18 protein-coding genes are annotated in these 19736 nt (G+C 62.4%); 11 read left to right on the top strand and 7 right to left on the bottom strand.

All coding sequences use genetic code 11. From position 1 onward, the window contains the following. Positions 1 to 142: 142 nt before the first annotated feature. Both ACZ5WT_RS14725 and ACZ5WT_RS14720 read right to left on the bottom strand, forming a co-directional pair. The gene (locus ACZ5WT_RS14725; protein WP_464284531.1) at positions 143 to 1372 is read right to left on the bottom strand and encodes an MFS transporter; all 1230 of its coding nucleotides are present in this window, start codon (positions 1370 to 1372) and stop codon (positions 143 to 145) included. 284 nt (positions 1373 to 1656) lie between these two features. Then, the gene (locus ACZ5WT_RS14720; RefSeq protein ID WP_464284530.1) at positions 1657 to 2064 is read right to left on the bottom strand and encodes a winged helix-turn-helix transcriptional regulator; all 408 of its coding nucleotides are present in this window, start codon (positions 2062 to 2064) and stop codon (positions 1657 to 1659) included. Between the two features lie 145 nt (positions 2065 to 2209). On the opposite strand from ACZ5WT_RS14720, the gene ACZ5WT_RS14715 reads away from it, so the two are divergent. From ACZ5WT_RS14715 to ACZ5WT_RS14700, 4 genes are all read left to right on the top strand, one after another. Continuing rightward, the gene (locus ACZ5WT_RS14715) at positions 2210 to 3091 is read left to right on the top strand and encodes an NAD(P)H-binding protein (RefSeq protein ID WP_464284529.1); all 882 of its coding nucleotides are present in this window, start codon (positions 2210 to 2212) and stop codon (positions 3089 to 3091) included. A gap of 150 nt (positions 3092 to 3241) precedes the next feature. Then, entirely contained in the window at positions 3242 to 5641 is a 2400-nt protein-coding gene (locus ACZ5WT_RS14710) for an efflux RND transporter permease subunit (RefSeq protein ID WP_464284528.1), read from the top strand. A gap of 141 nt (positions 5642 to 5782) precedes the next feature. Next, positions 5783 to 6307, top strand: coding sequence for a hypothetical protein (locus ACZ5WT_RS14705; protein ID WP_464284527.1), 525 nt, complete (start codon positions 5783 to 5785; stop codon positions 6305 to 6307). Between the two features lie 236 nt (positions 6308 to 6543). Next, a complete protein-coding gene (locus ACZ5WT_RS14700) occupies positions 6544 to 7764 on the top strand; it encodes a diguanylate cyclase domain-containing protein (RefSeq protein ID WP_464284526.1) in 1221 nt (406 codons plus the stop codon). Here the strand turns inward: ACZ5WT_RS14700 and ACZ5WT_RS14695 are convergent, their stop codons facing one another. Together ACZ5WT_RS14695 and ssb are read right to left on the bottom strand one after the other, a co-directional pair. Then, on the bottom strand, positions 7765 to 8295 hold the full coding sequence (locus ACZ5WT_RS14695) for a dihydrofolate reductase family protein (RefSeq protein ID WP_464284525.1): 531 nt from the start codon (positions 8293 to 8295) through the stop codon (positions 7765 to 7767). Between the two features lie 187 nt (positions 8296 to 8482). Beyond that, complete coding sequence (gene ssb / locus ACZ5WT_RS14690; RefSeq protein ID WP_464284524.1) at positions 8483 to 8995, bottom strand: single-stranded DNA-binding protein; 513 nt, start codon at positions 8993 to 8995, stop codon at positions 8483 to 8485. Positions 8996 to 9293: 298 nt separating this feature from the next. On the opposite strand from ssb, the gene ACZ5WT_RS14685 reads away from it, so the two are divergent. The 7 genes from ACZ5WT_RS14685 to ACZ5WT_RS14655 all read left to right on the top strand — a co-directional run bounded on the left by ACZ5WT_RS14685 (position 9294) and on the right by ACZ5WT_RS14655 (position 15937). Continuing rightward, positions 9294 to 9938, top strand: a complete 645-nt coding sequence (locus tag ACZ5WT_RS14685; RefSeq protein ID WP_464284523.1) for a LysE family translocator — start codon at positions 9294 to 9296, stop codon at positions 9936 to 9938. Continuing rightward, on the top strand, positions 9925 to 10155 hold the full coding sequence (locus ACZ5WT_RS14680) for a hypothetical protein (RefSeq protein WP_464284522.1): 231 nt from the start codon (positions 9925 to 9927) through the stop codon (positions 10153 to 10155). Before ACZ5WT_RS14685 ends, ACZ5WT_RS14680 begins: the two co-directional genes overlap by 14 nt. Further along, on the top strand, positions 10155 to 13049 hold the full coding sequence (gene uvrA, locus ACZ5WT_RS14675) for an excinuclease ABC subunit UvrA (RefSeq protein WP_464284521.1): 2895 nt from the start codon (positions 10155 to 10157) through the stop codon (positions 13047 to 13049). Before ACZ5WT_RS14680 ends, uvrA begins: the two co-directional genes overlap by 1 nt. Positions 13050 to 13340: 291 nt before the next feature. Then, positions 13341 to 13595, top strand: coding sequence for a hypothetical protein (locus ACZ5WT_RS14670; protein ID WP_464284520.1), 255 nt, complete (start codon positions 13341 to 13343; stop codon positions 13593 to 13595). A 198-nt stretch (positions 13596 to 13793) separates the two neighbouring features. Further along, complete coding sequence (locus tag ACZ5WT_RS14665) at positions 13794 to 13943, top strand: DUF1127 domain-containing protein (RefSeq protein ID WP_464284519.1); 150 nt, start codon at positions 13794 to 13796, stop codon at positions 13941 to 13943. A gap of 168 nt (positions 13944 to 14111) precedes the next feature. After that, positions 14112 to 15497: a methylenetetrahydrofolate--tRNA-(uracil(54)-C(5))-methyltransferase (FADH(2)-oxidizing) TrmFO gene (trmFO, locus tag ACZ5WT_RS14660; RefSeq protein WP_464284518.1), complete on the top strand. Its 1386-nt coding sequence runs from the start codon at positions 14112 to 14114 to the stop codon at positions 15495 to 15497. Further along, positions 15494 to 15937 carry a YiiD C-terminal domain-containing protein gene (locus tag ACZ5WT_RS14655; protein ID WP_464284517.1) on the top strand — a complete coding sequence of 148 codons (444 nt, stop codon included), beginning with the start codon at positions 15494 to 15496 and terminating at the stop codon, positions 15935 to 15937. Before trmFO ends, ACZ5WT_RS14655 begins: the two co-directional genes overlap by 4 nt. On the opposite strand, the gene ACZ5WT_RS14650 is transcribed toward ACZ5WT_RS14655, so the two are convergent. The 3 genes from ACZ5WT_RS14650 to secD are packed head-to-tail and all read right to left on the bottom strand — an operon-like array spanning position 15934 to position 19723. Next, positions 15934 to 16779, bottom strand: coding sequence for a phytoene/squalene synthase family protein (locus tag ACZ5WT_RS14650; protein ID WP_464284516.1), 846 nt, complete (start codon positions 16777 to 16779; stop codon positions 15934 to 15936). The genes ACZ5WT_RS14655 and ACZ5WT_RS14650 overlap by 4 nt on opposite strands. Continuing rightward, positions 16780 to 17199: an Mth938-like domain-containing protein gene (locus ACZ5WT_RS14645; protein WP_464287218.1), complete on the bottom strand. Its 420-nt coding sequence runs from the start codon at positions 17197 to 17199 to the stop codon at positions 16780 to 16782. Further along, positions 17177 to 19723 (bottom strand): protein translocase subunit SecD, encoded by a 2547-nt coding sequence (secD, locus tag ACZ5WT_RS14640; RefSeq protein WP_464284515.1) that lies wholly within the window; start codon positions 19721 to 19723, stop codon positions 17177 to 17179. The genes ACZ5WT_RS14645 and secD overlap by 23 nt, the downstream gene beginning before the upstream one ends. Between the last annotated feature and the right edge of the window lie 13 nt (positions 19724 to 19736).

Raw genomic sequence — 19736 nt, 5'->3', positions numbered from 1 at the left:
CGCAATGTCGGATGGCGGCGGTGCGCCGGTTCCGTTCTGAGGCGTATCGGTCACTGGGGTGATTCTTGTTTGTTCGAACTACCCAAATATGTACCCGATTTCGCGGAAAATTGCGAATTTCCCTCGGCACAAGCTGTGGAGATCAGACTGGGACCACGGCCCGACGATTCATCTGCCGGAAGCTAGGCACGGAGAGTGGAACGACCGTGGCAACGAAGTAGAGCAATGCCGTGACCCCGAACGCCACTGCGATCCCTGCCCCGTCCACCAGCAGACCCGCATAGAGCCCGCCAAACGGAATGAGCGACCAGGTGAGTGCGCCTACCAGCGCGATGACCCGCCCCACCATGGGAGCTGGAATGCGCTCGAAGAGAATGGCCCCGACGATGGGATTGATAAACCCGGCAGCAAATCCGCCCATCAGCAGCACCACGACGATCCCGGGCAGCGGCAGGTTGATGGCATAGATCCCCATGGCCAGGGGACCGGCGCAGAAGAAGCCCACGGTATAAAGCAGCAGCCGTGGCAGGCGGGCGCCATACACCGCCGCGACTGCCGCGCCGAGGATTGCCGAACCAGAAAAGCAGGCCAGCAGGATACCGACCCAGGACACGTCCAGCCCTGCCGTATGCACCCAAACCGGCAGTAGCACCATAGAATAGGCCTGATCGAACAAGTTGGTGACGGCGATCATGATCACCAGCCCCATCAGCACTGCATCCTTGCGCAACACCTGCCAGCCCGCCACCAGTTCGGCCCCGTAACTGCTCCCGGTGGCTTTCTCGAGGGGTGCGGGGACATGCCTTCCGGCAACTCCAAGCCCCAGCACCACCGCCGAAAGCAGGAATGCGAGCGCGTTGACCACCAATGCGCCACCCGACCCAAGCAGCGCGATGAGTGCGCCGGCGCTGGCCGCCCCCAATGTGCCAGCCAGCCGCTCGCTGGCGCCAACCACGCCGGTCACGCGCTCCAGCGGCACTTGTGCCAAGCTGGCAACGGTCGGCACCAATGCCTGCTTGGCAGCATCGGACGGCGCACGCAGCACGCCGATCAGCGCCACGCAGGGCAGCAACACCCAGATAGACAGCATACCCGCCCAATACAGAAGGGGCACGAGCGCCACGGCGATGGTCGAAAGCACATCGCACCAGACGGCGATGCGCCTCGCGCCGATCCGATCGATCAGCGGGCCACCCAGTGCTTTGGCCAGCACATAGGGCAGCATTTCAGCAAATCCCGCGAGGCCGGTGAGCACGGGGCTCCCAGTGGTTGTCAACACCAGCCACGGAATGGCGATGGCAGAGAACCGGGTGCCGGTAGTGGAGAGCACCGTTGCAATGGACAGAGCAACAAATGGACGCGGAATGCTCACGACTGGCCTTTAGTAAGTTCTCGGCGCAGCATGGCTGTCGCTCCACAAACGCCGCAGCACACTATGCCCCGAAAGCTACTTTGCAAGTGCATCACTGCAACAGCACAACCGGATGTTTGCGCTGCCGCAAACCTTGCCTTGCAATACTCACAACTCTCTTGTTGCCGACCGGCCCGGGGGAGAACAGGATGATCAAACCAGGGCATACCCAGCCCGGGCTCACCCTGCCCTATGGCTTATCAGCGCGCATCAACTATGCGACCCTGACCATTCTGGAATCTGAGTCAGTTAGCAGGCTGGTCGAACTCGACCCGGGCAGCGTCGATCTGCGGGTGATTTTCGCTCGCCCAGTGTATCAGCTGCCCAAACGGCACGATGATCGATGCGCCGAGCGGCGTCAGCCGATACTCCACCGACGGAGGCTTCGTGTCGAACACGCGGCGTGCCACCATGCCGTCTCGCTGCAGATCGCGCAGCGTCTGGGTCAGCATTTTCTGGGAAATGTCGGGCACTTCGCGTCGCAGCTGATTGAACCGCTTTGGTCCACTCGCCAGCGTCATCACCAGCAGCATGCTCCACTTGTCGCTGATCTTGTCCAGCACACCACGCACCGGGCAGTCGGCCGACGGACCAGCCGGCTGGCTGTTCCAGCGCTCGACATAGAGCGATGCTTCGTCGGTCAGGTTTCGCATGGCGGTTACTCCGGGGTGACGTTGTGCGCTGAAAGTGCCTCCTTTCGCCCGCTCTCGAAGGCCATTATCTAGCACTCTCCATTCGATACTTACTCTCCCACAGATCGCACATCAAGGGAGGGCAGATCATACAAGGAGAGTTGAGATGACACAGTTCAAGGACCAGGCACTGCTGGTAACCGGCGCGTCGGGCAATTTCGGCCGTCTCGCCGTCGAGGCCCTGCTGGAGCGCGGCGCAACCAACATCATTGCCGGCACCCGCAAGCCCGAGCAACTGGCCGATCTGTCGGACCGGGGCGTCAGCGTCCGCCGCGTCGACTTCGATGACCCGGCCAGCCTTTCGACTGGTTTTGCGGGCGTCGACCGTGTGCTGATCATCAGCACTGATGGCATTGGCAAGCGTGTCGCACAGCAGACCGCCGCCATCGAGGCCGCCAAGGCCGCTGGCGTCAGGCACATCGTCTATACCTCCGCTCCCGCGGCCCGGCCGAATGCCGATGCCGGGCTTGCCGGCGAACACTTCTGGACCGAGGTCGCCATCGCTCAGAGCGGCGTCGACTTCACCATCCTGCGCAACCACATGTATGCCGAAAACAACCTGGCGGACGCGGCGGATGTCATCGCCTCCGGCCAGCTGTTCGGGCTCATCGGAGATGGCGGCACGGCCTATGTTACCCGTGCGGATGCTGCCCGCACGGCAGCTGGGGCCCTCCTGACGGCCACCGGCAAGACCATCGAGGACGTCAGTGGCCCTGCCCCGGTCACCAATGCCGATCGCGCCGCACTTTACGCCGAACTCAGCGGCAAGCCGGTCAGCAGCATCGCCATAACCGCGCCCGAATTGCAGGCAGGCATGGTCGCAGCAGGCCTGCCTGAGGGCTTCGCCCAGGCTTTGGTCGCCTTCCAGACTGATGCGGTTCTGGGCTTTCATGGTGTCGTGACCGACACTGTAGAGCGCCTCTCGGGGCGCAAGCCGCAGTCCCTCGCAGAGTTCCTTGGCGACCATCGCGCCGCCCTCGTCGCCTGATCCCTTGCGAGTCGCCGCCTTCTAGCGGGCTTCGCATCAGGAAAATCTTGCCTTTCCCATCAATTCTCCGGCGGTGCTTAGCTTTACGCTGCCGGAGGAAACCCGTACCAATTGCGCCAATTTGTCGCGGCGTTAAGGAGTCGGGTCCCAGTGTCAGTTGGTTCGATCTTTGCTCGCCTCTGGGCACGCTTCGCCTACGACCGTTCCATCGGCTTCGGCCTCGAATATATCGGCCTGACCACCCTGCGCCATCCGCGCGCTGTTGCCATTGCGGTGCTGGTCTTCTCAATCCTGGCGTTTTCGCAGATCCCCAAGGCCAATGTTGATGGCGACCTGCTTCGTGTTTACGCCCATTCGGGCGAGCACTACGACGCCTATGCCCAGCTCTCCGAGACCTTCGGCACCTTCGAGAACGACATCTACGTGATGGTCTCGTCGCCGCGTCTGACCGAGCCCGAAACGCTCGAACGCGTGCGCGAGCTGGCCTTTGACCTAGAGCTCAACGAGTTCGCCGTCGGCACCATGTCGCCGTTCACCCTGCGCAAGCCCGATGGCTTTGGCGGCTCGGTGCCAGCTGTGCCCGAGGGCATGCAGCATTTTGCCGAGGTGGCCATGGCCCTCAGCGATCTGCAGCAGAACGACCCGATGATGCGCAATCTCATCACGCCCGAGCTGGATGGCGTCGTGCTGATCATGTTCCCCAATCAGGAGCTGACCAAGGGCGACGGCACCAAGCGCATGATCGAAAGCCTGCGCGAGACAATCGCCTATTATCAGGACGAGAATATCTCCATCGAGCTGACCGGCCCGCCGATCTGGACCACCGAGATGCTCAATGCGGCGGTCGATGATCAGGTCAAGTTCACCGTCTGGGGTTTCGGGCTGGGCGCTATCATTGCGCTGCTGGCCCTGCGGTCCCTGCCCGGCGCGCTGCTGGTGGCGGCCACGCCTTTCCTTGCGGTGATGTGGACCATGGGGATCGTGCTGCTGTTTTTTGGCTCGTTCTCCTTCCTCACCATCATCGTCACCACGCTGGTTCTGGTCATCAGCTTTGCGGAGTCGATGTTCTTCATCTTCAACTGGCTGGCCTATTGGCGCGATGGCATGGAGCCCAACAAGGCCGTGGACGCCACCGTCAAGCTGGTTGGCCCCGCTGCTGCCCTCACCATGCTGACGACGCTGGTGAGCTTTGCCTCGCTTGCGCTGACACCTGGCCAGGGCATTCGCGAATTCTCCATCGCCGGCGCAATCGGCACCTTCCTGCTGTTTGTCTGCCTGATGACCTTCATGCCGCTCATGCTGAAGGCCGCGATCCGGATTGGGTTCAAGGCACCTAAGCGGAGCAGCCTCGTGCTCACCGCGCCGCTGCCGCTGGCCTGGTTCCTCGCCAGCCGCTTCGGCCGCCAGCTATCGATCCTGGCGATTGCCGTCACCATCCTGCTGTTCGTGCCCTACGCACTCATCAAGCCTCATTTCTCTTTCGAGGACTTTGTGGCCAAGGACTCCACGGCGCTGACTGCCGCTGCCGACATCGACGATGGGGTCGGCGGCGTCGCCCCGCTCTATATTCGCGTGCCGCTGGCCGACAACGACCCCGATGTGTCCCCGCGCGACTTCGAGACCATTCGCAAGGTCCATGAAATCCTTGAGAACCACATCGGCCAGAACAAGGTGGTCTCGGCCGCTGCGCTGACCAACTATACCGAGAGCGGCTTTACCCGGGAGGAGGTTTTCGACGCTGTCGGCCCCTTCATGCGCAAGCGCTTCGTTACCGATGATGGCAGCCAGGCGCTGGTCACCGGCTTCATGCCGACCATCATCGATTCCGAAGACCTCAAGCTTCTCGTCGACAATGTCACCGCCGAGATGCGGGCTGCCGGGATCGAGGACGCCGAGATCGGCGGCTTCCGCATCCTGACCACTTTCGCCACCGACCAGATCGTCGCTGGACTGCAGCTCGACCTCACCCTGTCGGTGCTGGTCAATATCGGGCTGATCGGCTTTGCCTTCCAATCCTTCCGGGTGGCAATGGCCTCGGCCATTCCAAACCTCTTTCCGGTCCTGGGGACCATTGCTTGGCTCTACCTCACCGGACAGGGCCTGCAGCTGACTACCGTGATCGCGCTGACCATCGCCTTTGGCATCGCTGTTGACGACACCGTGCATTTCCTCTCGCACTATCTGCATGCGCGGCGCGAGGAAGGCCGGCCGCATCTCGACGCGGTCAAGCACACCCTCGATCGCATCGGCGGCGCCATCGTCGCCACCACCATCATCTTGTGCTCGGGCGTGGTGATCGTCACCTTCTCCGAACTGCCGCAGGTGGCCCTGTTCGGCACGCTGTTCGTGTCGACGCTCGCCTTTGCGGTGATCGGCGATCTGTTCATCCTGCCGGCCCTGCTGGCGGCGGGTGGGAAATTCTTCCACCCACTCGGCAAGATCCGGGTGCGCACGGCCGATCATGAGGCCACGCCCGACGATCCAACTGGGGACACTATCACAGGTGAAGGCGGCACTGAGGGCGGCCAGGTTCAGCCCAATGCCACCTGATTTCGACTGCTTGCGGCCTTCTTCGGCACCCGCTTACATGGATGGGTCTGATTCTGCCGTGAGCCCCCGTCTGCCGGAGGTTTTGGCGGGAATGGGTTTCAGATCTGCCGGGGGGCAGGGATTTACTGGAGGCATAGTGCAATGACCAAATTCGGACCCCTGCGCGCCGCGGCGTTTGCAGGTCTGCTCGCTGTGGCCGGGCCCGCAGTTACGCCCGTCGTCGCCGCACCGGCCGATGTCGCCCTGCTCAAATCCTATCTCGGAGACTGGCGCGGTCGCGGTGTGCTGATCGGCGCCAATACCGAGACGGTCGTCTGCCGCATGTCGCTGACCCAGGGCAATCAGGACAAGGTGAACTATAACGGCCGCTGCACCCTTGCGGGTACTCAGCTCTCGGTGGCCGGCACCATGGCCTATGTCGAGGCCAACAAGCGCTTCGAGGCCGCCATGTCCTCCAATGCCACCTTCACCGGCGTGGCCGTGGGCCAAAAGCGCGGCAGCAACCTGATCTTCAACCTGCGCGAGCGTGAAAAGGACGAGAAGGGCAAGGATCTCAACATCACCGCCCAGATCACCCTGTCCAACGACGCCATCAAGGTGACGTTTGAAGTCGTTTACGTCGAAAATGGCGACAGCCTGCGCGCCGAAGTGCCGTTCTCGCGCTGACCGGACAACGGGTGGCCAACGGCCGCCCGATTTCATACAAGACCCGTTACTGAGACTAGGAAGTCTTAACCCGCGCCGCGCTATCGTTCCTCCATTATTCAGGAATGATTATATTGCCCAGCAGTGCCTTGCCCCCGTCCGCGACTTCCCACCCCGAAGCAACTCCGTCGGCCATGGAGGCAATCGGCGCTCGCCTCGTGCGTTTGTGCGAGCTTCTTGGGATAGCGGGCGCCCAGTTGACCGGGTACGGCGAAGACCGCAGCGTGCTCGCCTCCACGGGCGAAGCGCCGGAGATTTTGGCCACGCTTGAGCGGCAGGCATTTGCTGGTCTCGACGCACTGGTTCTGGCCGATAGTGGACGTGATGGCGCGCAATTCTATGTGGGGCTGCGGTTCGAAACGGCGCACGGCGACGCCCTTCTTAGCCTCTTCGACCCCCGTCCGCGCAGCCCCTTGATGGCCGAGCAGGTCCTGGGCCTTGCCCGCGATGTCACCGCGCAGGCGATCATCGCGCAGCAGCGCCGACAGATCGAAGGCCAAGCCGATACCATTGCCAGTCATGCGTCTATGGAGCAGCAGCGCCTTGGTCTGTTCGAGCGCGCCTCACGCACCGCCAAGATCGGCGTCTGGCAGTATGACCTCGTCAAGTCCACGTTGACCTGGACCAACGGAGTTTACGACCTGTTCGAGATCCCGCGCGGCACCCCGCTGACCCGCGATATGACGGTCCAACACTATACCGACATATCCCGTAAGGAGATGGAGGAGGCACGCGCCAAGGCCATCGCCAATTGCTCGGACTTTTCTCTCGACGCCGAGATCGTTACTGCCAAGGGCAACCGTCGCTGGATGCGCCTTACCGGCGCGGTTGAGAGCCGTGAGGGTGTAGCCGTCGCCATTTTCGGAATGAAGCAGGACATCACCGAAGAAAAGTTGATGGCGAACCACAACCGCTATCTGGCCGAATTCGACGTCATGACCGGGCTCGCCAACCGCGCCAAGTTTCAGGCCCGGCTAGCCGAGGTCGACGCGGCCGGTGGCGGCATTGGCGCCATGCTTCTGGTCGACCTCGATGGCTTCAAGCAGATCAACGACACCTATGGTCACGCCCGTGGCGATGAGTGCATTCGTCAGGCAGCCATTCGCCTGCGCGATTGTTGTGTTGGCGCCGATCTGGTGGCGCGCATAGGCGGCGACGAGTTTGCCGTCCTGGCGGGCCCCAAGATGGACCGCCTCGAAGTTGAAGATATGGCCAGCGACATCGTGGCCGCCCTGCGGCGGCCGTTCGTCCGTGCCGGGGAGACCATGGCCATGGGTGCCTCTGTTGGCATTGCCATGGCCACCGGAGCTTCAACGTCCGACTTGTTCCGGCAGGCCGACACGGCCCTCTATGCCGCCAAGGCCGCGGGGCGCGGCACTAGCCGCACCTTCGGCGTCCCGGTGCGCCGTACGGGCTGATCAGGCTGGCTCGTAACTGAGCCCGATGACGTCACCGTCGTATCGCTCGGTGCCGGTCAGCCGCAGGGGCGGCCGCGGACCCGAAAAGTAGGAAACCCCTTCCCCGAGCACGACCGGGTGCAGGTAAATCCGGTACTCATCGATCAGACCCAGTTCGGTCAGGCGGCCCGCCAGCTTTGGCCCGCCGACCTCGACCTCACCATCCACCTCGGCCTTGAGCCTGCGGATTCCATCTTCGTCGCGGATCAGCGTGGCGTTTGGGCCGACAGTTTCCAGCGTGCGTGAGACTACCCATTTTGGGTTGTTGCGCCACGCCGCCGCGAAGTCGTGCTTGTCGTCATCCCAATCGGGCTGATCCTCGTCCCAGTAGCTCATCAACTCGTAGAGCCGGCGTCCGTAGAGGCTTCCGGCGAGGCCTCGCGTCTGCTTGGTGAACTGGCGAAACAGCATTTGGCTTGGTTCGAACGGAAAGCGATCGTGATCAACAAAACCGTCCAGGGACTGGTTCATTCCAAAGAAGAATCTAGCCATGCGTGTGCTCCCATTGACTGGATGCGGTCGAATGCCTGCCTTCATTATCGTCAGACAGTCGTAGCAGCCAACGCGCAGCGGAAACCACCCCAAAAGTGAAGCAGCGACCAAAAGCAAAATGGGCCGCCAGAGCGACCCATTTCGTATCTTGTAACAAGGCTTCCAACGGCAGTACTGCCGCCGATCCTTAGAACGGGATGTCGTCGTCCATCCCGCCGGGCTCGAAGGCCGGGGCATTGGCCTGCGGGCGACGCGCGCCGCCGCCAGCCGGGGCGCCCCGGAAGCCGCCATCATTCCCGCCATAGCCACCGTCATTACCGCCGCCACGCGATGCGCCTTCGCCTTCACCGCGGCCGTCAAGCAGGGTCAGGTTCGAGTTAAAGCCCTGCAGCACGATCTCGGTGGAATACTTGTCCTGGCCGGACTGGTCCTGCCACTTGCGGGTCTGCAGTTGGCCTTCGATATAGACCTTGCTGCCCTTGCGCAGGTAGCTCTCGGCCACGCGGGTCAGGCCTTCCGAGAAAATCACCACGCGGTGCCACTCGGTCTTTTCGCGGCGCTCGCCGGTATTGCGGTCCTTCCAGGTCTCGGAAGTCGCGATCGACAGGTTCACCACCTTGCCGCCGCTGGGCAGGTTCCGCACTTCGGGATCTGCCCCGAGATTGCCCACCAGAATGACCTTGTTCACGCTGCCAGCCATGGCAAAATTCCTTTTCAATTCAGTCCCGGACCTCTGTGGTCACGAAACCCTCACTTACCGTGTGCACCACCCCGGCACCCCAGGCATGGGCGCTCGGTCGGTCGCGTAGAGCACGGCAGCATATCGCTTCCCTGTGGCGAAAGCGCGCCAGAACCAGCGCTTCTCAACAGTCTTCCGCGCACCTGCGCCAACACTTGTTCCTGTTATGTTCCGCTAATATCCACTTGTCAAGCGAGCGTTGCTGACACTCCCTGTCAGCAGCCCTGCCCCAAGGCAGACGGGCTAACGGGGTACTATCGTGGACTATGCACAGGCGCTGTGGATCTATCTCATTCTGCTGTTCGGCATCATCGTCGTGCCGGGCATGGACATGTTCTTTGTCCTCGCCAATGCGCTGACGCGGGGCCGGCGCGCCGGCTTTGCCGCCGTGGGCGGCATCATGGTGGGCGGCGCCGTGCACACGCTGTTCGGTGCGCTGGCCGTGGGCGCCCTCACCCAGCTGCCATCGGGCCTGTTCCGCGGCATGATCTTAGTCGGCGCTGCCTATATGGGCTGGATCGGCTATACCCTTTTGCGCAGCACGATCACCGTCGACGACATCGGCCAGGCCACCACCCGCTCCGATTGGGTGGCGTTCAGGCAGGGTCTGGTCACCTGCTTGCTCAATCCCAAGGCTTATCTGTTTGTGCTGGCGGTCTATCCGCAATTCATGCGTCCCGAATACGGTCCAATCTGGTCGCAGGCGCTGATCATGGGCGCCATGACGGTTTCGATGCAATTCGTCATCTATGGCGCGCTGGCTTTGGCCGCCGGACAAGGTCGCGCCGCATTGGTGGGGCAGCCTGAAGGCACGATCTGGATCGGACGCGGTGCCGGGGCATTGTTTGTCGCCGCCGCCCTGTTCACCGCCTGGCATGGAATGACCCAGCATGTCGGCCCTTGACCGAATCTTGTTTGTTCCTTTTATGTTCTGGATGTATGCTGCCACGGCAGGCAAATCCCGAAACACCGCGGTTACCGCTGCATTGGTCACCACTGCGTGCAGATTGCTTGCAGCCGGGCGCCGCGACGCCTATTTGTCTGGTCTTCCCGACCGAAGCCTGTTTGTTGACTTTGCTGCCGCGCTGCCAAATGGCGCCCTGAGCCATGGACTGAAATAATGACGCCCAAACCCAGCCAGAACCGTGAGATCATCGTCCGCGGCGCCCGTGAGCACAATCTGAAGGGCATCGACCTCAAACTGCCGCGCGATAGCCTCATCGTGATGACGGGCCTTTCGGGCTCGGGCAAGTCTTCGCTCGCCTTCGATACCATCTATGCCGAAGGCCAGCGCCGTTACGTGGAATCCCTGTCGGCCTATGCCCGCCAATTCCTCGAAATGATGCAGAAGCCCGATGTGGAGCATATCGAGGGCCTCAGCCCTGCTATTTCCATCGAGCAGAAGACCACCTCGCGCAATCCGCGCTCGACGGTGGGCACTGTCACCGAAATCTACGACTACCTGCGCCTGCTCTATGCGCGCGTCGGCGTGCCCTATTCGCCGGCCACCGGCCTGCCCATTGAAAGCCAGACCGTCAGCCAGATGGTCGACAAGGTGCTCGAACTCCCCGAAGGCACCCGCGTCTACCTGCTCGCGCCGATCGCCCGGGGCCGCAAGGGCGAGTTCAAGAAGGAACTGGCCGAACTGATGCGCAAGGGGTTCCAGCGCATCAAGATCGATGGCGAGTATCACGAAATCGAAGACGCTCCGGCGCTGGACAAGAAGTTCAAGCACGACCTGGAAGTGGTGGTGGACCGGCTCGTTGTCGGCCCCGATATTTCCGGCCGCCTCGCCGAGAGCTTCGAGACTGCGCTGAAGCTGGCCGACGGCATTGCGCTGGTCGAATTTGCCGACGAGAAGAACGAGGATGGCACGCCGCGTGTCATCACCATGTCCGAGAAGTTCGCCTGCCCGGTTTCCGGCTTCACCATTGCCGAAATCGAGCCGCGCCTGTTCTCGTTCAACAACCCGTTCGGCGCCTGCCCTGTCTGCGATGGCCTGGGCACCGAGCAGAAGATCGACCCCGATCAGATCGTGCCGGATGCAACCCTGTCCATCCGCGACGGCGCCATCCTGCCCTGGAGCAAGACCAGCGCACCCTACTACCTGCAGACCCTGCAGGCTGTGGTGAAGCACTATGGTGCCTCCACCGGCACCGCCTGGAACGAGCTGCCCTTCGACGTGCAGCACGCCGTGCTCTATGGCACGGACAAAACGCCGATCAATTTCGTCTATGACGACGGCCTGCGCCAATACAAGACCACCAAGCCCTTCGAGGGCGTCATCGGCAACCTTGAGCGTCGCTACAAGGAAACCGAAAGCGCCGGCATGCGCGAAGAAATCGAAAAATACATGTCGGCCAAGCCCTGCGTGTCCTGTGGTGGCTATCGCCTCAAGCCGGAGTCCCTCGCGGTCAAGATTGATGGCCTCCATGTCGGCCAGGTCACCGAGAAGTCGATCCGCAAGGCCGCCGAATGGTTCGAGGCGCTGCCCGAAAAGTTCACGCCCAACCAGAAGCTGATCGGCGAGCGCATCCTCAAGGAAATCCGCGAACGCCTGAACTTCCTCATCGATGTGGGCCTCGACTATCTCACCATGGCGCGCAATTCCGGCACGCTGTCGGGTGGCGAGAGCCAGCGTATCCGACTTGCCAGCCAGATTGGTTCGGGCCTGACCGGCGTGCTTTATGTGTTGGACGAGCCGTCTATTGGCCTGCACCAGCGCGACAATGCGCGCCTGCTCGAGACGCTGCAGCGCCTGCGCGACATCGGCAATACCGTCATCGTGGTCGAGCACGACGAGGACGCCATCCTCACCGCTGACTATGTGGTCGATATTGGCCCGGGCGCCGGCGTGCATGGCGGCCATATCGTCGCCGAGGGCACCCCGCAGGATATCCTCAATCACCCTGACTCCCTCACCGGCCAGTATCTGTCCGGCCGCATGGGCATTCCCATCCCGACCGATCGTCGCGAAGGCAAGAAGGGCAAAGTGCTCAGCGTCAAGGGCGCGACCGGCAACAACCTCAAGAACGTCTCGGTCGATGTGCCGCTCGGCATGTTCGTCGCCATCACCGGCGTGTCCGGCGGCGGCAAGTCGACCCTGATGATCGACACCATGTATCAGGCCATCGCTCGCCGCCTGAATGGTGCGCGCGTGGTCCCTGCCCCGCACGAAAGCCTGACCGGCCTCGAATTCCTCGACAAGGTCATCGATATCGACCAGTCGCCGATCGGGCGCACGCCGCGTTCCAACCCGGCCACCTATACGGGAGCTTTCGCGCCCCTGCGCGAGTGGTTCGCCAGCCTGCCTGAATCCAAGCAGCGCGGCTATGGCCCGGGCCGCTTCAGCTTCAACGTCAAGGGCGGCCGCTGCGAGAAATGCGAGGGCGATGGCGTTCTCAAGATCGAGATGCACTTCCTGCCCGACGTCTATGTCACCTGCGACGTCTGCAAGGGTAAGCGCTACAATCGCGAAACGCTTGAGGTCCAATTCAAGGGCAAGTCGATCTCCGACGTCCTCGACATGACCATCGATGAGGCCGTCGACTTCTTCTCGGCCGTTCCCACCATTCGCGACAAGTTCGTCACCCTGCAGCGGGTGGGGCTGGGCTATGTGAAGGTCGGCCAGCCGGCCAATACCCTGTCCGGCGGTGAAGCCCAGCGCGTCAAGCTCTCCAAGGAGCTCTCCAAGCGCGCCACTGGCCGCACGCTCTACATGCTCGACGAGCCGACCACCGGCCTGCACTTCCACGACGTGGCCAAGCTGCTCGACGTGCTGCATCAGCTTGTCGAAGGCGGCAACTCGGTCATCGTCATCGAGCACAATCTCGAAGTCATCAAGACCGCCGACTGGGTCATCGACCTAGGCCCCGAAGGCGGCGACGGCGGCGGCGAGATCGTGGCCGTCGGCACGCCCGAAGACGTCGCCCAAAGCCCCCGCTCCTACACAGGCAAGTTCCTAAAAGAAGTCATGGAACGCCGCCCCCACGTCGCCACACGCGCCGCGGAATAATCGCCGTCAAACTACCGACGCCTCCCCCACCCACGATGTCTTCCCGGCCCAGCGCCGGGATCCATCCTGAGATGTCGCCCCGAGGCGTCGAATGTGGGTGTGAGAGCCCCATATCCTGGTTAGCCCCCCACGCCTCAGAGACCTCATGGTGAGGTGCGAGCTCTTCGCGAGCCTCGCCCTCCGAGATCGCGCGAGTGGAATTTGCCACGTCCGCCCCTTCGAGACGCCCAAGCTGACCGCAGGTCAAACTGCCTCACCAGCACGCCTGCGCGACAATATTGCGAACTTGCCATGCGGCTGGCGCATAATGTCGTTGACGCATACGGCATGGCGAGAGACCTCAAATCGTCCCATCTTGCTAGTGTTGCCAACATACCGATGGGGAATACGTCGATGTTTGTGCGTGCTGTCTGGCGCCTCAGGCGCCTGATCGACATCAAGCAGACGTTGCGGGAAATGGACGTTCCCTCGACGCGTGATGCCGATCTGCTGGGCCTTAGCGGCCCCGACTTTTCCAAAATGACACGATCACTCTTTGATCGCTGAGCCATATTCGAGGCCAATTCCACCGATGGCCGCCGGGTCGACACCCGGCGGCCATCCTTTTGCCTCACACCTTAACCAGACCTGAATCGCGACGGTTAAAGCCCTGCACCAGACGCATGACCCATTTGACCAATCTCCCACTGCTCATCTGGCGGGCACTGCCCTAGATATAGCCTCGTAAACGAAAGGAGACTTCAAATGGACATTCGCAAGACTTTCAAAAAGTGGGCCGCTTACCAGCAGACCGTCCGTGAGCTTGCCGCTCTCGACAACCGTCAGCTCAACGACCTGGGCATTTCGCGTACCGACATCAATCGGATTGCTCGCGACCATGCCAGCCAGCTCTAAGATTTACAGAAAAGACGACATCGTCGAAGTAGATCGAACGGCCGCTTCTCTCTGAGACGCGGCCGTTAGCTTTTTCAGGCCCACGCGGCCCGCAGAATTGGAGCGAGTTTGGCGCTCCGAAGGCACGTGCCAGTTGCACCGACCGGCCCCAATTGCTAATTCCCAAACATGTCCACATCAGATCCCATTCACATCATTGGCGGCGGTCTCGCCGGCTCCGAGGCCGCATGGCAGGCAGCTCAGGCTGGCGCCAAAGTCGTCATTCACGAAATGCGTCCGGTGCGCGGCACCGACGCGCATAGCACCGACAGTTTTGCCGAACTGGTTTGCTCCAACAGCTTCCGTTCGGACGACCACGAGCAGAACGCCGTCGGCCTGCTACACGAAGAAATGCGGCGCTGCGACTCCATCATCATGCGCGCCGCAGACGCCCATAAGCTGCCTGCCGGCGGCGCACTTGCCGTCGACCGGCATGGTTTTTCGGCAGCGGTAACCGCGGCGATCGAGAGCCATCCCAATATCACCATTTCCCGCGAGGAAGTGGCGGGCTGGCCACCCGGCGAATGGGACAACGTGATCATCGCCACCGGTCCCCTCACCTCCCCGGCACTCGCCGCAGCGATCCTTGAAAGGACCGGCGAAGACTCGCTGGCCTTCTTCGATGCCATCGCACCCATCGTGCACTACGACTCCATCGACATGGACATCGTCTGGGCCCAGTCGCGCTACGACAAGGTCGGTCCGGGAGGCAACGGCCGCGACTACCTCAACTGCCCGATGGACAAGGATCAGTACTTTGCCTTCGTCGAGGCCCTGAAGACAGCACCGCTGCATGAATTCAAGGACTGGGAAAAGGTCCCTTATTTCGACGGCTGCCTGCCCATCGAGGTCATGGCCGAACGTGGCGTCGAAACCCTGCGCCACGGCCCGATGAAGCCGGTTGGCCTGACCAATCCGCGCAACCCCACCGTCAAGCCCTACGCCATCGTCCAGCTCCGCCAGGACAACGCGCTGGGCACGCTGTGGAACATGGTCGGCTTCCAGACCAAGATGCGCTACGGCATCCAGGCCGAAATCTTCCGCATGATCCCCGGCCTCGAAGACGCACAGTTCGCGCGTCTCGGCGGTCTGCATCGCAACACGTTCATCAACTCCCCCAAGGTGCTTCAGGCCGACCTCAAGCTCAAGGCCGACCCGCGCATTCGCTTTGCCGGCCAGGTCACGGGCGTGGAAGGTTATGTCGAAAGCGCCGCCTGCGGACTGATCACCGGCCGCATGGCCGCGGCTGAAAAGCGGGGCGAAACCCTTGCGGTGCCGCCTGTCACCACAGCCCTTGGGGCACTAGTCGCCCACATCACTGGCGGCCACCTCGAAGCCGAAGCCTATAGCGGAGCCCGCAGCTTCCAGCCGATGAACATCAACTTCGGCCTCTTCCCCGAAGTCACGATCACCAAGCCGGAAGGCGTTGGTCGCTGGCGCGGTACCGAAAAGACCATTGCCAAGCGCAAGGCCATCACGTCTCGCGCTCTTGAGGATCTCAAGGCCTGGGCATGACCGAAGCGGAGTTGGAAACCTACCTGCACGACAACATCCCCCTCACCCGGGCGATGGCGGTGCGGGTGGTTTCCATTGCTCCGGACAAGGTCGTGCTTGGCGCTCCGCTGGCGCCGAATATCAATGTCCATGACACGGTGTTCGGCGGCAGCGCCTCGACCCTCGCGACCATCACTGCCTGGTCGCTGGTCTATACGCGATTGCTGGCCGCCGGCCGCACCTGCGATCTGGTCATTCAGCGCAGCACCATGGAATTCATCAAGCCGATCCGCGGTGACTTCACCGCCGTCGCAGTCATGAGTGACGGACCAGAATGGGCGGATTTCCTGCACATGCTGGATCGCAAGGGCCGCGCCCGCATCACGGTAGAAGCGACGCTGGATTTCGCTGATGCACGGGCCGGTCTGTTCCGCGGCGATTTCGTCGCCCTGCGAAGCTAGCGGTTCCGCAGGCTCCACCACATCAAGCGCGTGATTTTGCGCCAGTCGGCGACATCAGGCGCCGGAGCGAATAGTCCTGCGGATTTCCGGTTCAGCAGCTGCAGCTCCGCCCTGAGCAGGGCCACGCTGGCAAAAGCGGGCTTTAGATGTCCGGGCAGTGCTGCAATAGCCACCTCGGCCTTAGCGAGGTGATCGGTAGCGAGGTCCCCCACCTGCCCCAAGGCAGCCGCAAGGCCTTCGCTCTCCACACCCGAAAAAATCTCGCGCTCACGAACGCCGTTGGCCTCGAAGATCGTCCAGGGCAGTACGATGCGTCCCTGTGAGGACACATAACCGAAGGCCCGCAGGTGCCCGATCATGGCATGGGCCACGCCGAGATGCCCGGCAGCATCGCCGGTCTCGACCGTCTCGCCGCCATTGAGGATCATCGCCGCCAGTTGATAGAGCGTCGAAACGGTCTCGCCGGCATAGCCCTCGAAGCTCTCGAGGTCAGGCATCGGATCGTCATAGAGATCGAACCGGCGCGCCGCGATCAGGCGCAGAAAAGTGCCTGCAGGCAGGTTGTAGCGCGCCATCGTGTCGAGCAGCGCATCGGCGACCGGGTTCTGCCGGACGGCTCCGTGGCCGTGCCCCTCAAGCGCATCGGCCCACCATTGCAGCCGGATTTCTCCCGGCGCGGGATCGGAGACGCGCTCACGGATGGATGCCACATCGGCATTGAATGCGTAGAGAGCGATCACCGCGTCACGCGGCTCACCATTGAGCACCAACGTCGCCAGGTAGCGGTCGCGGTCGCCCGTTCGCAGGGCCTCGGCCGCGTGGACAAAGCTGGCAGCAGTCATCTAGCGAACCTTGTCGACGGCGATCAGGGCTGCCGCTACCGCGCGTTCCTCGGCCAGCAACACGTTGTATGTCCGGATGGCGCTGCCGGTGTTGACCGCCTCAACGATTACCTTCCGCTCGCGCAGGGCCTCGCGCAGTTCGCGCGGAATGGCGGCAATATCAGGACCAACCCCGATCAGCAGCACATCAATGTCGTCTGCCACGGCTAGAACGGGGGCCAGGGTTTCCAGGGTGATGTCGCCGATGGCGGCGACATCCCAGGCAAACATGCCACTGGGCAGGCACAGCAGCGAGCCTCGATGCGACATGCCGGCAAAGCGGAAGCCGCCATTGCCATAAGCATCGATGCCCGTCTGCTGCGGATAGTGTGGCGTCTCGCTCACTTCACATCCCGCCCTAGACGGATGCGCCGTCCGCAGTCTTGGCGGGTGGCGTGGTTTCCTCGGCCTTCGACTTGAGGCCGAAGTTGATGAGAATTGGTCCGTTGATGATGATCGACGAGTACATGCCCACCAGCGAGCCGAACGTCATGGCGATGGTGAAGCTGCGAATAACTTCGCCACCGAACAGAACCAGCGGGATCAGCGCCAGGAACACCGTGAACTGCGTCAGCGACGTACGCACGATGGTCTGGTTGATCGAGAGATCGATCAGCTCGGGCAGCGGCATCTTGCGATGCTTGCGCAGGTTTTCACGCACGCGGTCGGACACCACCACCGTTTCGTTCAGTGACAGGCCCACCAATGTGAGCACCGCCGCGATCGATGTCAGGTTGAACTCCAGCCCTGTTATTGAGAACAGGCCGATGGTCATGATGATGTCGTGGGTCGTCGTGGTGACGGCCGCCATGGCGAACTGCCACTCGAAGCGGAACCAGATGTAGATCAGGATCGAAGCGAGCGCGACGATAACGGCAATCGTGCCCTTCCACGCCAGTTCGCCCGACACGGTGCCACTGACCGCCTCTGTGCTGCGTATGGTGTAGTTCTCCGTAGCCAGGGCATCTCGAACCTTGGCGACGGCAACCTGGTCGGCGTCCTGGCCGCCCTCCTGAGCCTGAACGCGAACCAGCACGTCCTCGGGCGTACCGAAGCCCTGAACCTGCACCTCGCCCAGGCCGAGCCCGTCGAGCAGTTCACGGACCTGCCCCACATCGGCCGGGCCGTCTTCATGCTGGATTACGATGGCGGTGCCACCGACAAAGTCGATGCCGAGGTTGAAGCCCTTGAAATAGGCCGAACCAATCGAGACCAGGCTCGCCACGATCGAGAAGACGATCACATAGCGCGAGATCTTCATGAACGGGATCTTGGTGCCATCCGGAATGAACCGGAAATGCTGGATCTTGAGCACCTTCGGACGGACGCGGCTGAACCACAGCTGCACCTGATAGGACGTCACAGTATAGGAGGTGAACAGCGAGGTCAGGATACCGAGCGCCAGGGTAACGGCGAAGCCCTGCACCGGGCCGGAGCCCAGGAAGTAGAGCACGATAGCCGCGATCAGCTGGGTCAGGTGCGAGTCGATGATGGTGCCCCAAGCACGCTCAAAGCCGGCATTGATGGCCTGAATCGGCGTCTTGCCTGCGCGCTGCTCCTCTCGCATGCGCTCGTAGATCAGCACGTTGGCGTCCACGGCCATACCGATCGTCAGCACGATACCGGCAATACCCGGTAGGGTCAGCGTGGCTCCCAGCATGGAGAGCGCGCCGAAGATCAAGATGATGTTGAGCACCAGCGAGACGTTGGCGAACACACCCCACACGCCGTATGCGGCGATCATGAAAGCGATGACGAGAACGCTGGCCACGATACCGGCGGTGAGGCCGTGGCGGATCGAGTCCGCACCGAGGCTGGCGTCAACAGTGCGTTCTTCCACGACGTCGAGCGACGCGGGAAGAGCACCCGCGCGCAGCAGAACGGCAAGGTCGTTGGCCGAGGCCGTGGTGAAGTTACCGCTGATCTGTCCCGAGCCGCCGGTGATCGGCTGCTGGATGACCGGGGCGGTGATGACGGTGTTGTCGAGAACGATGGCGAAACGCTGGCCCACATTGGCCGCGGTGATCTGGCCGAAGGTGATGGCGCCGCGCGTATCGAACTTGAAGCTCACAACGGGAATGTTGCGCTGGGGGTCGTAGCTGGGCTGAGCGTCGACAAGCGACTCGCCGCCGAGGGCCACGTCTTCATACAGCAGCTCTTCGGTACCATCCTGGCTCGGCAGGATCATGGTGCCGGCAGGCAGGCCCTGGGCACGCGCCTGCGCGGCGTTCATGCCCGGATAGACCATGTGGAAGGTCAGGCGCGCCGTGCGCGAAATGATGTCCTTGAGACGCTCGGAATCGCCAAAGCCCGGAACCTGAACCAGAACACGGTTGGTACCCTGCCGCTGAATCGAGGGCTCGGTGGTGCCGAGTTCGTCGACGCGCTTGCGGATAACTTCGATGGACTGGGCCACCAGCGCCGACATGCGCTCATTGATGCCTTCCTGCGTCAGGGTAACGGTCAGCTTGCCATCGGGCGTTTCGCCAAAGGCCAGCTCGTTCACGCCACCGACGGACAGGACGGAGTTACTGATGGTGTTCTGCAGCGCCTGAATGGCGGTGCGCGCTGCTTCCTTCTGGGTCGGGTCCGTCAGCTCGATCGTCAGCGAATGTGTCGCCGGATCGGTGGTGATCAGGTTGCCGATGCCGTTCTGGTTGGCCAGCGTATTACGGACGTCGCGTCGCAGCGACTGCAGGCGCTCGGAAATGATGCCATCTTCGTTGACCTGCAGCAGCAGGTGCGAACCGCCCTGCAAGTCGAGGCCCAGCACCACCGTCTGGCGAGGCAGGAAGCCCGGCCAGTTTTCCCGGACATTGTCGGGAAGGAAACTGGGTATGGCGAACAGCACCCCCAGAACGGCGACTATGGCGATGATGGCGGTGCGGAGCGGAGACAACTGCATGAAGGACGTCCTG

The sequence above is a fragment of the Devosia sp. T2-14 genome, from assembly GCF_055397495.1.
This window is presented reverse-complemented; position numbering and strand designations above follow the sequence as displayed.

What these genes read in the sequence shown, in the direction of transcription:
- ACZ5WT_RS14695 (WP_464284525.1), bottom strand. Translation starts at nt 8,295, where the DNA reads ATGGCTAGATTCTTCTTTGGAATGAACCAGTCCCTGGACGGTTTTGTT.
- ACZ5WT_RS14665 (WP_464284519.1), top strand. Translation starts at nt 13,794, where the DNA reads ATGGACATTCGCAAGACTTTCAAAAAGTGGGCCGCTTACCAGCAGACC.
- ACZ5WT_RS14705 (WP_464284527.1), top strand. Translation starts at nt 5,783, where the DNA reads ATGACCAAATTCGGACCCCTGCGCGCCGCGGCGTTTGCAGGTCTGCTC.
- ACZ5WT_RS14680 (WP_464284522.1), top strand. Translation starts at nt 9,925, where the DNA reads ATGTCGGCCCTTGACCGAATCTTGTTTGTTCCTTTTATGTTCTGGATG.
- trmFO (WP_464284518.1), top strand. Translation starts at nt 14,112, where the DNA reads ATGTCCACATCAGATCCCATTCACATCATTGGCGGCGGTCTCGCCGGC.
- ACZ5WT_RS14720 (WP_464284530.1), bottom strand. Translation starts at nt 2,064, where the DNA reads ATGCGAAACCTGACCGACGAAGCATCGCTCTATGTCGAGCGCTGGAAC.
- ACZ5WT_RS14655 (WP_464284517.1), top strand. Translation starts at nt 15,494, where the DNA reads ATGACCGAAGCGGAGTTGGAAACCTACCTGCACGACAACATCCCCCTC.
- ssb (WP_464284524.1), bottom strand. Translation starts at nt 8,995, where the DNA reads ATGGCTGGCAGCGTGAACAAGGTCATTCTGGTGGGCAATCTCGGGGCA.
- ACZ5WT_RS14670 (WP_464284520.1), top strand. Translation starts at nt 13,341, where the DNA reads ATGCGGCTGGCGCATAATGTCGTTGACGCATACGGCATGGCGAGAGAC.
- uvrA (WP_464284521.1), top strand. Translation starts at nt 10,155, where the DNA reads ATGACGCCCAAACCCAGCCAGAACCGTGAGATCATCGTCCGCGGCGCC.
- ACZ5WT_RS14650 (WP_464284516.1), bottom strand. Translation starts at nt 16,779, where the DNA reads ATGACTGCTGCCAGCTTTGTCCACGCGGCCGAGGCCCTGCGAACGGGC.
- ACZ5WT_RS14715 (WP_464284529.1), top strand. Translation starts at nt 2,210, where the DNA reads ATGACACAGTTCAAGGACCAGGCACTGCTGGTAACCGGCGCGTCGGGC.
- secD (WP_464284515.1), bottom strand. Translation starts at nt 19,723, where the DNA reads ATGCAGTTGTCTCCGCTCCGCACCGCCATCATCGCCATAGTCGCCGTT.